Genomic DNA, 15,456 nt, shown 5'->3' with positions numbered 1-15,456 from the left:
CCGTCAGCCGCGCACGCCCTTGCCGATGGCGTCGAGCAGGCCGTTGACGAAGCCGGCCTCGCGCTTGTCGTAAAAGGCGTGGGCGACGTCGACATATTCGGTGATGACCGCGCCCATCGGCACATCGGCGCGCGCGATCAGTTCATAGGCGCCGGCGCGCAGAATCTGGCGCATCGGCCGGTCGAGCCGCTCCAGGCTCCACCCGGCCGCGAGCTTCGCGGCGATCAGCGCGTCGATCTCGTCGCGCCGGGCCAGCGCGCCCTTCACCACATCGTCGAAGAAATCGACATCGGCCTCGGCATATTCGGCATCCTCGATCACCGCACCGAGGCGATGCTGGTGGAATTCGTGGAGCAGCGCGGCAATCGCGGTGCCCTCCATCTCATGCTGATAGAGCGCCTGAACGGCGGCAAGCCGCGCGGCGGCGCGTGCCTGGGTGCGGGGGGCGGGGCGGGTCATCACGAAATTCCTGTCATGCTTGGGCGAGCCGGATCGCGACCGACCGGGCATGGGCGGGAAGCCCCTCGGCCTCGGCCAGCGCGACGGCGGCGGGGCCGATCGCGGCGAGCGAGGCGTTATCGAGCTGAAGAAAGCTGGTGCGCTTCATGAAATCGAGCACCGACAGCCCGCTGGCAAAGCGCGCGCGGCGGCCGGTGGGCAGCACATGGTTGGGGCCCGCAACATAATCGCCCACCGCTTCGGGGGTGTGGCGGCCCAGGAACACAGAGCCAGCATGGCGGACCTGATCAAACAGCGCCTGCGGATTTTCCACCGCCAGTTCAAGATGCTCGGCGGCGAGGCGATCCACCAGCGGCATCGCCTCGGCCAGGTCGCGCACCAGAATGATCGCGCCGTTCGCGTCCCACGCCGCGCGCGCCACGGCTTCGGTGGCAAGCGTCGTCAGCTGCGCCGCCACCGCAGCGGCCACGCGCTCGGCAAAGCCCGCATCGTCGGTGAACAGGATCGACTGGCTGGTCGGGTCATGTTCGGACTGGCTGAGCAGGTCGGCGGCGATCCAGTCGGGATCGTTCGCGCCATCGGCCACGACCACGATCTCGCTCGGCCCGGCGACCATGTCGATGCCGACCACGCCGTAAAGCTGGCGCTTGGCCTCCGCCACCCAGGCATTGCCGGGGCCGGTGACGACATCGACCGGCGCGATCCGGCCGGTGCCATAGGCGAGCGCCGCCACTGCCTGCGCCCCGCCCACGCGCCAGATCTCGTCCACCCCGGCAACATGCGCGGCCGCCAGCACCAGCGGATTGACCACGCCCTGCGGTGTGGGCGTCACCATCACCAGCCGCTCGACGCCCGCCACCTTGGCCGGAATGGCGTTCATCAGCACGGAGCTGGGATAGGCCGCGCGCCCGCCCGGCACATACACGCCGGCCGCCGCCACCGGCCGCCAGCGCGCGCCCAGGCGGACGCCCGCAGCGTCGGTCGCGTCGCTATCGGCCGGGCGCTGCTGCGCGTGATAGGTGCGGATGCGCGCCGCCGCCAGATCGAGCGCGTCGCGCAGCGCGGGGGCAAGCGCGGCATAGGCGGCGCGGCAATCAGCCAGGTCGATCGTCCAGCCGCCCGCGTCCAGATCATGCCCGTCAAAGCGCGCCGTCAGCGCGGCGACGGCGGCATCGCCCTCGGCGCGCACCCGCGCGATGATCGCCGCCACGTCGCGCGCGACATCGGCATCGGCTTCGCGCCGCGCATTGACGAGTGCGTCGAATTCAGCAGCAAAGCCGGGCGAAAGCGTCGATAACCGGATCATGTCAGGCCGCCGCCTTTCGAAACGCCTCGACCAGCGGCACCAGCGCCGCCCGCGTCTTGAACGCGGCGCGGTTGACGATCAGCCGGCTGGTCACCTGCGCGATCACTTCCACTTCGACCAGGCCATTGTCCTTCAGCGTCTTGCCCGAGCTGACCAGGTCGACGATGCGCGGCGCCAACCCCAGCGTGGGCGCCAGTTCCATCGCGCCGTTCAGTTTTACGCATTCGGCCTGCACGCCGCGCGCGGCGAAATGCGCCTTCGTCACATGCGGATATTTGGTGGCGATGCGCACATGGCTCCACCCGCGCGGATCGTCGGTCGCGGCAAGGGCGGCCGGTTCCGCCACCGACAGCCGGCAATGGCCGATGCCCAGATCGACGGGGGCGTAAAGCTCGTCATAGTCGAACTCGGCCAGCACGTCGGAGCCGACAATGCCCAGCTGCGCCGCGCCATGCGCGACAAAGGTCGCCACGTCGAACGCGCGCACCCGGATGAGCGCGATCTGCGGATCGCTGGTCGCAAAGCGCAGCGCGCGCGACTCCTCATCGGCAAAGGCAGGCTCGGGCACGATGCCGACGCGCGCCAGCAGCGGCAGCGCTTCGCCCAATATGCGCCCCTTGGGCACGGCAAGGATGATCGGATCGGGCATTGGAAGTGCGGCCTTAATTGGGGACGTTCGGCAGCGCAACAAGGAGGCACGGGTGATGGCGGATGAGAATGAGAACCGGCAGTCCTTCGTCGTGCAGGCGCAGTATAGCGCGGCGATGGCGGCACCCATCACCACGCGGCTGTGCCTGTCGTTGGGGCGCGTGCTCGATCGCGGCACCGCAACCGGCCGCGCGGTGCTCGATTGGCCGGGCGAGCCGGTTGCCGATGCCATCGTGCTGCGGCTGGTCGGCGGCTTTCACGCGCTGCACCGCGCCGGTGCCGATGCCGATCTGTCGCGCGTGTTCCAGGGCGTAGTGACCGAAGAGGCTGCGGTCGATGCCATCGTCGCCGCCACGCTCGCCGCGCATGATGCAGCACTTCTGCCCTGGCTCGACAGCCCGCCGCAGACCAATGAGGCGGGGCGTTCGGCCGGGTTGATGACCGGGCTGCTGCACCTGGCGGAGCGCTTCGGGCCGCGCATGGAACTGCTCGAAATCGGCTCGAGCGCGGGGCTCAACCTGCTGATTGATCGTTATGGTTTCGATCTGGGCGGGGTGCGGGTCGGGCCGGACCCGGCCGAACTGACGATCCGGCCCGAATGGCGCGGGGCCCCACCGCCCAACGCGGCGGTGGATATTGTCGCCATACGCGGGGTCGATATCGCGCCGGTCGATTTGACCGACAACGCGGCGGCCGAGCGGTTGACCGCCTATGTCTGGGTCGATGCGCAGGAACGGCTGTCGCGCATATCCACGGCGATCGACATGGTGCGGCGGCACGGCGTTTCACTCGATTCGGGCGATGCCGCCGATTGGGTCGAAGCGCGCCTGGGCGAGCCGCAGGCCGATGATACCACCCGTGTGCTAATCCATTCGGTCGTCTGGCAATATCTGCCCAGCGAGGGCCGTGATCGCATTCGCGCGGCCATGGCGGCGGCGGGCGCCCGGGTAACACCCGAACGGCGGCTCGGCTGGGTGATGATGGAGCCCAATCGTGACCTGCACCGCCACGAAGTCCGCGTGCGGGGCTGGCCTGGCGACGTACCGATGGCGCTGGTTGCCCTCACCCATGCGCATGGCGCCTGGGTGGAGGCGCTCGCGCCGCCCTATGAAACGCGCGACTATGTCATGCGCGGTGGCGGCTCGGATCAGCGATAATCGGGCTGGTCGAACCATTCCTCGATCCCCGGCAGTTCGTCCGACACGCGATCGGTGAAAACGGCATCGCGCTTGTCGAGGAACGACGCCACGCCTTCGCGCGCATCCGCACTGCCGCCGCGCAGCCACACCGCGCGGCTGTCTAGCCGGTGCGCCTCCATCGGGTGCGCCGCGCCCAGCATCGACCACAGCATCCGCCGGGTGAGCGCGACCGAGACCGGCGCGCTGTGCCCGGTCAGTTCCAGCGCCAGCGCACGCGCGGCGGGCAGCAGATCGTCGGGCGCGTGCAGGCTGCGCACCAGCCCGCCCGCCAGCGCTTCTTCCGCGCCGAAAACCCGGCCCGAATAGCACCAGTCGAGCGCCCGGCCGATGCCCACCAGCCGGGGCAGGAACCAGCTCGACGCCGCCTCGGGCACGATGCCGCGCCGCGCAAAGACGAAGCCGAACCGCGCCCCCATGCTCGCCAGCCGAAAATCCATCGGCAGCGTCATCGTTGCGCCCACCCCCACCGCCGCGCCGTTGATCGCGCCGATCACGGGTTTGAGCGAGGCGAAGATCCGCAGCGTCAGCTGCCCGCCGCCATCGCGCACGGCGGGGTGCGCATAATCGACCGTGCCATCGGCCGCCACCGGACCCGCCGCGCCCAGGCTTTGCGCATAGTCGAACGTCGCCGCACCCGCGCCCAGATCGGCGCCCGCACAAAAGGCCCGGCCCGCGCCCGTCACGATCACCGCGCGCACAGCGTCATCGGCGTCGGTCGCGTCGAACGCGGCGATCAGGTCGGCCATCATCTGCGGGGTGAAGGCGTTCATCCGCTCGGGCCGGTTGAGCGTGATGGTGGCGATGCCCGCCTCCACCGCCAGCGTGATCGTTTCGAACCCGGCCATGCCTTCCTCTCCCCATTGCTCACCCGTAACGGGATTTTAGCGGCTGCCAGCTTAACGTCCGGCGATGGGTGGGGAAGTGCAATCGCATGGCTGGTGATCGTCAACCGCATTATCCGTTGGCGGCGCCCAATCCGCCGCGGCTGAGCGAACATCTGGCGGCGCTGCGCCGGCTCGAGGCATCGGGCGTGTTCACCAATCACGGGCCACAGGCGCGCGCGTTCGAGGCGGACGCGACCGAGGCTTTGTTCGGCGGCACCGGCGCGTGCCTGGCGGTGGCCAATGCGACGCTGGGGCTGATGATTGCGCTGCGCGCCGCCGCCGGCGCCCGCCACCGCGCCGACGCGCTGGTGCTGACCCCGGCGCTGACCTTTGCCGCCACCGCGCAGGCGGTGCTGTGGGCGGGGATGACGCCCGCCATTGTCGATGTCGATCCCGATGACTGGAGCGCCTGCGCCCGGGCCGAGGACCGGCTGATCGCCACCCACGGCGCGCGGGTGGCGGTGATGCTGCCCTATGCCACCTTTGGCGCGGCAATCGACCTTGACCGCTATGCCTGGCTGCGCGCGCGGCACGGCGTGGGGGTGGTGGTGGATGCCGCTGCCTCGCTCGGCACGCGCGATGCCGCCGGGCGCGGCTTTGGCGCGGGCGCGCCCTTTGCCATTGTCCATTCGCTCCACGCGACCAAGACCTTTGCCGTCGCCGAAGGCGGCCTCATCCATTCGGGCGATGTCGCGCTGATCGACACGCTGCGCGCGATGACCAATTTCGGCTTCGAACAGGGCCGCCGCGCGACTCTGCCCGGCATCAACGCCAAGATGCCGGAGATCATCGCGCTGATGGCGCGGCTGAAGCTGGCCGAGATCGAGGCGGTCTGCACCGCGCGCGCCGCGGCAGAGGCGGCCTATCGCGCCGCGCTGCCCGGCTTCCAGCTGCAGTCGGCCGCACCCGGCCGCCGCGCGACGCAATATATGCCGGTCGCGCTGCCCGACGCGCTGGTGCCGCATCGCGCTGCGATCATCGACGCGCTGGCGGCCGAGGGGATTGGCGCTGCCACCTATTTCAGCCCGCATCTGGGCGAGCAGCCCTGGATTGCCGCGAACGCCATGGTCACGCCCACCCCGGTTGCCGATGCGCTGTGCCGCCGGCTGGTGTCGCTGCCCGTGACCGATACGATGACGCCTGACGACGCCGCGCACATCGCCGCGCGCTTTGCTGCTATCTGCGCAGCCCACGCCGCGCCTGCCGCAGTGCCGGCGCGGGCAGCAGCGGCAGCAGTCGCGGGGGCGATCATCATCGGCGGCGGGCCGGCGGGCACCGCTTTGCTGACGGCCGCGAGCAAGCGCGGGCGGCTGGAAGAGCTTGCCGGGGCCGGGCTCGTTCTGGTCGAGCGCGGCCAGGCGCTGGGCGAGGGGCAGCTCGGCCGCTATGCGATCACGTCGGACAGCACCGCCGACACCTTTTTGAGCGCGGTGCGCGACGATCCGCATCCGGAGATTGCCGCGCTTGCGCACCATCCCGTCGGCGCCTCGATTGCCGCGCAGGCCGATCCCGCCGGGCGGCTGGGCGTGCCGCTGGTCGATGCCGGGCCGCTGGTGCGCGAAACCGGCGCGCGGCTGGGCGCGATTGTCACCCGCGCCGGCGGCACGGTGCTGACCGGGCATCAGGCGCTGGGCGCGACGCGCGGGGCCGACGGGCTGTGGCAGGTGCGGCTGCAGCGACTGAGCGACGGCGCCGTCATCGCACAGCGCGCGCGCGCGATCGTGCTGGCCACCGGCGGGCATCAGCCGCTCGACCGGCTGGCGGCGCAGAATGTGGCGGGCGTGCCGCTGGCAACGACGTGCGCGCACAAGCTGCTCCAGTCCGATTCGGTGCTGCGCGTGGGCGGCATGGCACAGGTGGCGGATCTGCTCGCCGACCGGCGGGCGCCGCGCGTGGTGGTGGTGGGCGGATCGACCAGCGCGGTCGCGGCGGTGGCGCTGCTGCTGAAATCGGGGCTGCCCTTTGGCGCGGGCGGGGTGACGCTGCTCCACCGCCGGCCGCTCCGGCCCTTCTACCCCTCGGCCGCCGCCGCGCTGGCCGACGGCTTTACCGACTTTACCGAAGACGACATCTGCCCGGTGTCGGGCTTTGTCTACCGGCTGGGTGGCTTCCGGCTGGAGGCGCGCGCGCTCGTGCTGCGCATGCTGGGCGTGGGTGGCCGCGTGCCCGAGCCGCGCCTGGCGCTCCACCGGATTGCGGGCGAGGAGGACGCCGCCGCCGCTGCACTGCTGGAGGGCGCCGATCTCGTCATCGCGGCGCTTGGCTATCGCCCGGCCGCGCTGCCGCTGTCGACCGAGGCGGGGCCGATGGCACTCGCGGCCGACACGGGCGGCGCGCTGGTGGACCGCCACTGCCGTGTGCTGGCGGCGGACGGCTGCCCGGTGCCCGGCGCTTATGGCATTGGCCTTGCCGCCGGCTTTGTGCCCTGGGGGCCGATGGGCGGCGAGCCGAGCTTTCGGGGTCAGGCCAACGGGCTTTGGCAGTGGCAGAATGATGTCGGCCAGATGATTGTCGACCAGCTGCTGGCGCCGGCGGCGCGCGCGGCGGCATGACGCCCCGGGTCAGCGTGATCATCGCCGCCTATAATGGCGCGGCGCTGATCGGCGAGACCATCGCCAGCCTGAAGGCGCAGACGCTGACCGAGTTCGAGGTGGTGATCGTCGACGACTGCTCGACCGACGATACCCGCGCGGTGCTGGCCGCCATCGACGATCCGCGCTTCCGCGTGATCGAGGCGGCGGCCAATCGCGGCCCTGTCCACAGCCGCAACCGCGCCTTTGCCGAGGCGCGCGGCACCTATATCGCCGGGCTGGACCAGGATGATCTGTGCGCGCCCACGCGGCTGGCCGAACAGGCCGCCTATCTGGACGCGCACCCCGACACGGTGCTGGTGGCAAGTGCGGCTGACGTGATCGAGGGCGGGCGCGTGCGCGCCGCACGGCTGCCCGCCGTCACCTGCCCCGCGCTCGTCGAATGGATGCTGTGGATTTGCAACCCGCTGGTCTGGTCGAGCGTGATGGTGCGCGCGGACGCGGCCCGCCGGCTGGCGCCCTTCACCCGGCCCGACCGGCTCTATGCCGAGGATTTCGACCTGTATCACCGCATCGGCGCGCTTGGCCGCGTCGCCCGGGTCGACACACCCCTGCTCCATTATCGCAGCCATGAAGGCGGCGCCTCCAGTCGCCACACCGCGATCATGCTGGCCAGCGCCACGCAGGTGCTGGCCGAACGCTATGCGCCGCACTTCGCCGATGCCGAGGCGCGGGCAAAGCTCATCGCCACGCATGTGATGGCGCGCGAGCCGGTGCCCGACCGGGCGACGCTGGCGCTGCTGGGCGAGACGCTGGCGGGGCTGCAGGCGGCGTTCGTGGCAGATCGCGCGCCGCAGGCCGAGGCGCTGCGCCGCATCCGCTGGGAAACCGCGCGGCTATGGGCGGCAATCGGGCGCGCGGGGCTGCGTTCGGGCGCGCTGGGGCTGGCCGATGCGCTGAGCGTGCGGCCCGATCATCTGGGGCTGGGCTATGCCGGGCTCGACCAGCTCATCCTGTCGCGGCTGGTGGGCGGGGTGCGCCGGCTCAGTAGCGCGAAAATTGTTGTTCAAGCGTGATGAATAATATCAATTGCCAATGTAAATTATTTTTTACACTCCGGCCATGGAAACCAAAGTTGTCATGTTCTATATAGTGGGGGTCGCTGGAACTGCCCCCTGCCAGCGACCTTGGTGAGGCGGCGTCTGGCAGCTCCCCCTGATCCGGACGCCGCCCTTCCTGTATTTGGGGTCTATTTTCCAGAATTGCCGGGTTTATTATCCGCTTAGTTCCATCACGACGCGCAGGCCGGGGGCATTATCTTCAAGCTTTACCGTGCCTTCGTGCATCCGCGCCACCGCCTCGACCAGCGACAGCCCCAGCCCCGAACCACCCGGCCGGCGCGCCGGATCGAGCCGGCTGAACCGCCGGAGCGCGGCCGCGCGCTGCCCCTCGGCAATGCCGGGGCCATTATCCGCCACCCATAACAGCGCGCCGCCGGGCACGCGCCGCACCCCCAGCTCGATGCGCGAGCCGCCACTGGCATAGGCCAGCGCATTGTCGACCAGATTGCCCATCGCCTGCGCCACCAGCTGGCGGTGCACCGGCAGCCGCACCAGCGCCGGCGCGGCCAGCTCCAGCGCGAAACCGCGATCTTCCGCCGATGGGCCGTAAAGCTCGACCAGATCGGCCAGTAGCTGGCCGAGATCGGTGGTTTCAAATTGCTCGCGGCCCAGCCCGGCCTCGGTCCGGCTGATCAGCAGCGCGGTCGACAGCATCGCCAGCAGATGGTCGGTCTCCTGAGTCGCACGCTCAAGCGCCGCCAGCGCCGCCGGGTCGCGCGTTTCGAGCGAGGCCTGCTCCACCACCGTGCGCAGCCGCGTGATCGGCGAGCGGAAATCATGCGCCAGCCCGTCGGTCATCAGCCGCAGCTGCGAGACGAGCGACTGGATGCGGTCGAGCATCGCGTTGATTGACTGGCCCAGCGCGTCGAATGCGTCGCGGCTGCCATCCACCGGCACCCGGCTGGTCAGCGCGCCGGCCTCTACCGCGCGCGCGGTCGCCACCACCCGCTCGATCTGCCGCGATACCAGCCGCCCCAGCACCAGCGCGGTGATCAGCATCAGCGCCAGCCCCACCAGCAGCCCGGTCAGCATCGCCTGCTCGGTCATCGTCTCCAATTGGTCGCTGGCAGCGACCGAGCGCGCGACCAGCATCCGCCGGCCATCGGGCAGCGTCCAGGCGATCATCGCCATCGGCACCGCATCCATCCGGCCGGGATAGCGCACCGTCAGCCGGCGCCAGGCGGGTCCCGGCTGGGCAGCGGCAGGCCAGGCGACCAGATTGCCGGCCACCACGCCACCATCGGGCCGGGCCAGCAGCATCACCACCCGGTCCGGCCCGGCCGCGCCCACGCGCGCGCGGATCAACCGCAGCAGCGCGGGATCGCCGCCATCATAATAAGCCGACATCAGGTCGCGGCGCAGTTCCTCGATCGTGTCGCGCTCGGCGACCGCAATGGCCGCGCCGCTGGCCTGCCACACCAGCGCCAGCACGCCGCCAAACACCAGCAGCTGCAGCACGAAGGCCAGCATCACGAAGCGGGCAATCCGCGACGGCAGCCAGCGCCAGCCCATCGTCAGGCGTCGATCCCCAGCCGGTACCCGGCACCGCGCACGGTGTGGAGCAGCGGCGCGCCAAAGCCTTCGTCAATCTTCTTGCGCAGCCGGCTGACATGCACGTCGATCACATTGGTGGTGGGGTCGAAATGATAGTCCCACACCCCTTCGAGCAGCATCGTGCGCGTCACCACCTGGCCCTGATGGCGCAGCAGATATTCGAGCAGGCGGAATTCGCGCGGCTGCAGATCGATGCGGCGGCCGGCGCGGAACACCTGGCGGGCGAGCAGATCCATTTCCAGATCGCCGCAGCTGAGCCGGGTGACGGCCGCCACCGGCGCACCGCCGCGCTTCATCAGCAATGTCAGCCGCGCCATCAGCTCGGCAAAGGCAAAGGGCTTGACCAGATAATCGTCGGCGCCGGAGGTCAGCCCGCGCACCCGGTCTTCGGGCGTGCCGAGCGCAGAGAGAATCAGCACCGGCGTCTCGATGCCGGCGGCGCGCAGTGCCTGCAGCACCGCCATCCCGTCCATCGCCGGCAGCATCCGGTCGAGGATCATCGCGTCGAAGCTGCCGTCGCTGCCCAGGAACAGCGCGTCGCGGCCATTGTCCGCCCGCTCCACCACAAAGCCCGCCTCGCCCAGCCCCTTGGCAATATAGCTGGCGGTCGCTTCGTCATCCTCAACCAGCAGGATCTTGCGCGCCATCGGCGATTGCCCCGTTTCTTGTGCCCGGGCGGCCGGAAAAATGCCCCCACCAATCTTGCCCGCGTGGCGGATGACAAAACGGTAAGGTCCGCGTCACCGCCACGCAAGCCAGTCGCCGCTAGCACGAAAATGGGGAGGGCTGTAGCGCAAGGGCATGTCAGCGTTGCTAGGCGAAACTTCAAAGCCGGTCTTTTACGATCCCAGCGGTGGCCGCCAGCGCTGGGCACGGCGCGGGCTGGCGCTGGTCGGCGCGCTGGTGCTGCTGGCAGCGCTCGTATTTGCCTTCACGCTGGTCAGCGTCTCGCGCCAGGCAGACCTGCCGCTGGGGTTCGAGCGGAGCCAAGCCGCCCCCTTGAGCAAACAGATCGACAGCGTGCGCCGGCGCCTGCGCGGCGAGGCGCGGCAGATGGGCTGGTTGCCGCCGCGCACGATGGCGGCCGCCGGCGCGCCGGTGCGGCTGGGCTTCTATGCGCCGTGGGACCCGGCCAGCGCCGCCTCTCTCCAGGCGCATCTGGACGATATCGACTGGCTGGCGCCGGCGACACTCAGCATCACCGGCCCGCGCTACAAGCTGGAAACCGCGCAGGACCCGCGACTGGCGCGCATTCTGGCAGAGGCGACCAAACGCCCCGTCCTGCTGCCAATGGTGCAGAATGCGGCGGCCGAGAATTGGGATGGTGAGGGCACCGGCCGGCTGCTCGCCAACCCGGCGGCGCGGGCGAAACTGGCCGCTGACTTGTCTGCCGCCGTGGTGGAGCAGAACGGGCGCGGGCTGGTGTTCGACCTGGAAGCGCTGCCCGCCGGCGCGCTCGCCGATTACCGCCGGCTGATTGCCGAGACGCGCGCGCGCCTGCCCGCCGGGCGCCAGTTCGTCGCGGTCACCCTCCCCGCCGGAGACGAGGACTGGCAGCCCAGGGACTTTGCCCCCGTCGCCGACCGGCTGATCCTGATGGATTATGACGAGCATTGGAACACCAGTGCCCCCGGCCCGATTGCCAGCCAGAGCTGGTTCGTCGAGCAGCTTCACAAGGCGGTGCAGCAGGTGGGCGCCGGCAAGATGATCGTCGCCATCGGCAGCTATGCCTATAACTGGACCAAGGGCGACGACAGCGCCGATCCGATGTCGATCGAGGAAGCCTGGCTCGCCGCGCATGACAGCGAGGCGAAGATCGTGTTCGATCCCGCCAGCGGCAATCCGGGCTTCGGCTATGACGAGGACGGCAAGCACCATGACGTGTGGATGCTGGACGCCGCCACCGCCTGGAACCAGCTGCGCGCGGTGCAGGCGATGGGGGTGCAGGGCGTCGCGCTGTGGCGGCTGGGCAGCGAAGACCCCGGCATCTGGCCGGTGTTCGACAGCTATCGCGGCAACCACCCGCCGGACCTCAGCCGGATCGCGCAGACCGCGAACACCGATGTGGAGGGCACCGGCGAAATTCTGCGCATCACCCAGACGCCGCAAGGGGGGAGCCGCCAGCTGACCTTTGACAAGCATCTGCTGGTGCGCGGCGAAACCTATCAGAAGCTGCCCACCCCCTATGTGGTGGAGCGCACCGGCGCGCGCGACAAGCTGGTCGCGCTGACCTTTGACGATGGCCCCGACGCCAACTGGACGCCGCAGATTCTCGACATTCTGGAAACCAAGCATGTGCCGGCGACCTTCTTCATCGTCGGCGAATCGGCGCTGGAGCATCCCGGCATCCTGCGCCGCATCGTCGCCGACGGCAGCGAGCTGGGCAACCACACCTATACCCACCCCAATCTGGCGCTGGTGAGTTCAGGCGGCAGCCGGATCGAGATGAACGCCACCCAGCGGCTGATCCAGGCCTATACCGGCCGCTCCACCCGGCTGTTCCGCGCGCCCTATTTCGGTGACGCCGAGCCGACCACGGCCGATGAACTGGGGCCGGCGCTGATCGCGCAGCAACAGGGCTATACGATTGTCGGCCTGCATGCCGACCCCAATGACTGGCAGCGCCCCGGCGCCGATGCGATTGTCCAGCAGACGATCAATGCCGTCACCAATCCGCGCCCCGATTATTCGCAGAATATCGTGCTGCTCCACGATGGCGGCGGCGACCGCGCGCAGACGGTGGCGGCCCTGCCGCGCCTGATCGATGAACTGCACCGGCGCGGCTATCGCTTCGTCCCAGTCTCCACGCTCGCCGGGCTGAGCATGGATGATGTGATGCCGCGCGTCACCGGCACTGATCTGGCGATGGTGCGCGCCGATATCGGCATTTTCGCGGTGCTGGCCGCGCTCCAGATCCTGCTGCGCTGGGCGTTTTTCCTGGCGATCACGCTTGGCATCGTGCGCGGCGTGTCGATTGCGGTGCTGGCGCTGACCGCGCCCCGCCGCACGCCCGCAGACCCCAGCCACCGCCCCAGCCTGTCGGTCATCATTCCCGCCTATAACGAGGCGCGGGTGATCGAGGCGTCGGTGCGGCGGATTCTGGCCAGCGACTATCCCGGGCTGGAGCTGATCGTCGCCGATGACGGATCGACCGACGGCACCAGCGACATTGTCCGCGCCGCCTTTGGCGACCATCCCCAGGTGCAGCTGCTGACGCTGGCCAATGGCGGCAAGGCGGCCGCGCTCAACCGGGCGCTTGCCCGCGCGCATGGCGAGGTGATCATCGCGCTCGACGCCGATACCCAGTTCGAGCCCGACACGATCAGCCGGCTCGCCGCGTGGTTTGCCGATCCGGCGGTGGGTGCGGTCGCCGGCAATGCCAAGGTCGGCAACCGCCACAATCTGGTCACCCGCTGGCAGGCAGTGGAATATGTGACCGCGCAGAATCTGGAGCGCCGCGCGCTCGCCCGGTTCGCGGCGATGATGGTGGTGCCCGGGGCGGTCGGCGCCTGGCGCCGCGCCGCGCTCGACCAGGTCGGCGGCTATCCCGAAGACACGCTGGCCGAGGATCAGGACATGACCATCGCCATCCAGCGCGCCGGCTGGCGGGTGGACTATGATTGCGACGCCGTCGCCTGGACCGAAGCGCCCGAGAGCTTCGCCGCGCTTTCCAAGCAGCGCTATCGCTGGGCGTTCGGCACGCTGCAATGCCTGTGGAAGCATCGCCGCGTCATCACACGCGCGCGGCCGCCGGGCCTGGCCTTTGTCGGCATGCCGCAGGCCTGGGCATTCCAGATCGTGTTCGCGGCCATCTCGCCGCTGATCGACCTGGCGCTGGTCGCCTCGGTCATGGCGACCGGCATTCGCATCTATCAGCATGGCTGGGCACAGACGCAGAGCGACGTGCTGCTGATGGCGGGCTATTGGCTGGTGTTCACCGCGATCGATGTCGGCTGCGGCTTTGTCGCCTATCGGCTCGACACGCGCGAGCCGCGCTATCCGATGCTGCTGCTGGTCGCGCAACGCTTTGTCTATCGCCAGATCATGTATTGGGTGGTGCTCCGCGCGATCCGCTCGGCGGTGGCGGGCTGGTCGGTCGGCTGGGGCAAGCTGGAGCGCACCGGCCGCGTCGCGCCCAGCGCCGCCAGCGCCCGGCACCAGCCCGCCTGAGTGCGGCCACCGGCTTGACGGGCGCGGCCGCCGCCGCAAGACCGGCACCATGGCCGACACCATCAAGCTCCACGACAGCTGGCGCACGCCGCTCGCGCCGGTTTTCGCCAGCCCGGCGATGCAGGCGCTCAAAAGCTTCCTCCAGGCCGAGCGCGCCGCCGGCAAGCCGGTGCTGCCCCGCCCGCGCGACTGGTTCCGCGCGCTCGACCTGACCCCGCTCGACGCGGTGCGCGTGGTGATCCTGGGGCAGGACCCCTATCACGGCCCCGGCCAGGCGCATGGCCTCGCGTTCAGCGTGCAGATGGGCGTGCGGGTGCCGCCCAGCCTAGTGAATATCTACAAGGAACTGCACACCGATCTCGGCATTGCGCCCGCGCGCCACGGCTTTCTGGAGGCGTGGGCGCAGCAGGGCGTGCTGCTGCTCAACAGCGTGCTGACGGTGGAGCAGGGCCGCGCCGGCGCGCATCAGGGGCGCGGCTGGGAAGGCTTTACCGACGCGGTGGTGCGGCTGGTCGCGGCGCGGCCGGTGCCGGCGGTGTTCATGCTGTGGGGCAGCCACGCGCAGAAGAAAGGCGCGATGATCGACCGGCAGCGCCATCTCGTGCTCACCGCACCCCACCCGTCGCCGCTTTCGGCACATGGCGGCTTTTTCGGCTGCCGGCATTTTTCGCGCGCGAACGCGTTTCTGGAAAGCGCGGGCCTCGCGCCGATCGACTGGGCGCTGCCGCCGGTCACGCGGGACGATGATCGCTGAACGGCACTGGTAAGCCCCTCCCGCTCGCGGGAGGGGTTTGGGGTGGGCCTATCCCGCACCCGACCCTGTTTGCCCACCCCCGGCCCCTCCCGCTCGCGGGAGGGGAGAGTCGCGCTCATGGCAGTCCAGGATCGCCCACCCCCGCCAGCCAGCGCGCGGCTGCCCGGTCGCCGCGCAGCCGCACGGTGCGGGCGCGCATGTCGTGCCGGTCGATCGCTGCCTCGATGCGTGGTGCAATCGCGGTGCCGAACGTCCAGATATAGCGCAGAAACTCCAGATCCGGCAGTTGCTCGGGGCAGCCCGGCGCCATGTCCGGCCGGACGCGGCCATAGCTCTTCGCCACTCGCCGCCCGACGCGCCACAGGCAGCGCAGCCGGTGGCACTCCAGCCAGATCAGCAGGTCCGCGCGCGGCAGCCGCAGGTCGAGCGAGCTGGGATTGACGCCCTCGATGATCCAGCGATCCTGCGCGACCACCGCCTGCAGCCGCGCCAGATAATCGGCCTTGTCGCGCTGCACCCAGCCGGCCTGCCAGAACAGCTGGTCGATATGGGTGACAGGCAGCCCCGTCGCCGCCCCCAGCCGCCGCGCAAACGTGGATTTGCCGGCGCCCGAGCTGCCGATCACGATGACGCGCTGAAAGTCTGGCGGTGCCGGGGGGCGGCTGGCGGGCGGTGCGGGCAGCATGGGCGCGGCCTGTGCACCGCATCGCGGGCGCCAGGCAACAAAAAACCCGGCCGAAGCCGGGTTGATTGATTGGTTGCGGGGGCAGGATTTGAACCTGCGGCCTTCAGGTTATGAGCCTGACGAGCTACCGGGCTGCTCCACCCCG

Annotated in this window: 12 protein-coding genes; 5 read left to right on the top strand and 7 right to left on the bottom strand. The window is 70.0% G+C overall.

The window, feature by feature from the left end; translation table 11 throughout:
• Positions 1-3: 3 nt before the first annotated feature.
• From nusB to hisG, 3 genes are read right to left on the bottom strand one after another with little or no spacing between them, the layout of a single operon-like run.
• Positions 4-459: a transcription antitermination factor NusB gene (gene nusB / locus K2Y03_RS09985; RefSeq protein WP_294090472.1), complete on the bottom strand. Its 456-nt coding sequence runs from the start codon at positions 457-459 to the stop codon at positions 4-6.
• A 13-nt stretch (positions 460-472) separates the two neighbouring features.
• Positions 473-1,765 (bottom strand): histidinol dehydrogenase, encoded by a 1,293-nt coding sequence (gene hisD / locus K2Y03_RS09980; RefSeq protein WP_294090471.1) that lies wholly within the window; start codon positions 1,763-1,765, stop codon positions 473-475.
• A gap of 1 nt (position 1,766) precedes the next feature.
• Complete coding sequence (gene hisG, locus K2Y03_RS09975; protein WP_294090470.1) at positions 1,767-2,414, bottom strand: ATP phosphoribosyltransferase; 648 nt, start codon at positions 2,412-2,414, stop codon at positions 1,767-1,769.
• 55 nt (positions 2,415-2,469) lie between these two features.
• Between hisG and K2Y03_RS09970 the strand changes: the two genes are divergently transcribed.
• Positions 2,470-3,570 (top strand): DUF2332 domain-containing protein, encoded by a 1,101-nt coding sequence (locus tag K2Y03_RS09970; protein WP_294090469.1) that lies wholly within the window; start codon positions 2,470-2,472, stop codon positions 3,568-3,570.
• On the opposite strand, the gene K2Y03_RS09965 is transcribed toward K2Y03_RS09970, so the two are convergent.
• Positions 3,561-4,457, bottom strand: coding sequence for a crotonase/enoyl-CoA hydratase family protein (locus tag K2Y03_RS09965; protein ID WP_294090468.1), 897 nt, complete (start codon positions 4,455-4,457; stop codon positions 3,561-3,563). The genes K2Y03_RS09970 and K2Y03_RS09965 overlap by 10 nt on opposite strands.
• A gap of 86 nt (positions 4,458-4,543) precedes the next feature.
• Here K2Y03_RS09965 and K2Y03_RS09960 point away from each other — a divergent pair, with 86 nt between their 5' ends.
• Both K2Y03_RS09960 and K2Y03_RS09955 read left to right on the top strand, forming a co-directional pair.
• The gene (locus tag K2Y03_RS09960) at positions 4,544-7,048 is read left to right on the top strand and encodes a DegT/DnrJ/EryC1/StrS family aminotransferase (protein ID WP_294090467.1); all 2,505 of its coding nucleotides are present in this window, start codon (positions 4,544-4,546) and stop codon (positions 7,046-7,048) included.
• The gene (locus K2Y03_RS09955) at positions 7,045-8,103 is read left to right on the top strand and encodes a glycosyltransferase (RefSeq protein ID WP_294090466.1); all 1,059 of its coding nucleotides are present in this window, start codon (positions 7,045-7,047) and stop codon (positions 8,101-8,103) included. The genes K2Y03_RS09960 and K2Y03_RS09955 overlap by 4 nt, the downstream gene beginning before the upstream one ends.
• Before the next feature lie 198 nt (positions 8,104-8,301).
• Here K2Y03_RS09955 and K2Y03_RS09950 read toward each other — a convergent pair whose 3' ends face one another.
• Both K2Y03_RS09950 and K2Y03_RS09945 read right to left on the bottom strand, forming a co-directional pair.
• The gene (locus tag K2Y03_RS09950; protein ID WP_294090465.1) at positions 8,302-9,660 is read right to left on the bottom strand and encodes an ATP-binding protein; all 1,359 of its coding nucleotides are present in this window, start codon (positions 9,658-9,660) and stop codon (positions 8,302-8,304) included.
• Between the two features lie 2 nt (positions 9,661-9,662).
• Positions 9,663-10,349: a response regulator transcription factor gene (locus K2Y03_RS09945; protein WP_294090464.1), complete on the bottom strand. Its 687-nt coding sequence runs from the start codon at positions 10,347-10,349 to the stop codon at positions 9,663-9,665.
• 154 nt (positions 10,350-10,503) lie between these two features.
• Here K2Y03_RS09945 and K2Y03_RS09940 point away from each other — a divergent pair, with 154 nt between their 5' ends.
• Positions 10,504-13,872, top strand: a complete 3,369-nt coding sequence (locus K2Y03_RS09940) for a glycosyltransferase (RefSeq protein WP_294090463.1) — start codon at positions 10,504-10,506, stop codon at positions 13,870-13,872.
• Positions 13,873-13,921: 49 nt separating this feature from the next.
• Positions 13,922-14,626, top strand: a complete 705-nt coding sequence (gene ung, locus K2Y03_RS09935) for a uracil-DNA glycosylase (RefSeq protein ID WP_294090462.1) — start codon at positions 13,922-13,924, stop codon at positions 14,624-14,626.
• Between the two features lie 115 nt (positions 14,627-14,741).
• Here ung and K2Y03_RS09930 read toward each other — a convergent pair whose 3' ends face one another.
• Positions 14,742-15,311, bottom strand: coding sequence for a topology modulation protein (locus K2Y03_RS09930; protein ID WP_294090461.1), 570 nt, complete (start codon positions 15,309-15,311; stop codon positions 14,742-14,744).
• Positions 15,312-15,456 lie beyond the last annotated feature (145 nt).

This window comes from Sphingomonas sp. (assembly GCF_019746015.1).
Lineage (GTDB): Bacteria > Pseudomonadota > Alphaproteobacteria > Sphingomonadales > Sphingomonadaceae > Sphingomonas.
The sequence above is the reverse complement of the archived record's forward strand: the minus strand, read 5'-3'. Positions and strand labels throughout refer to the sequence as shown.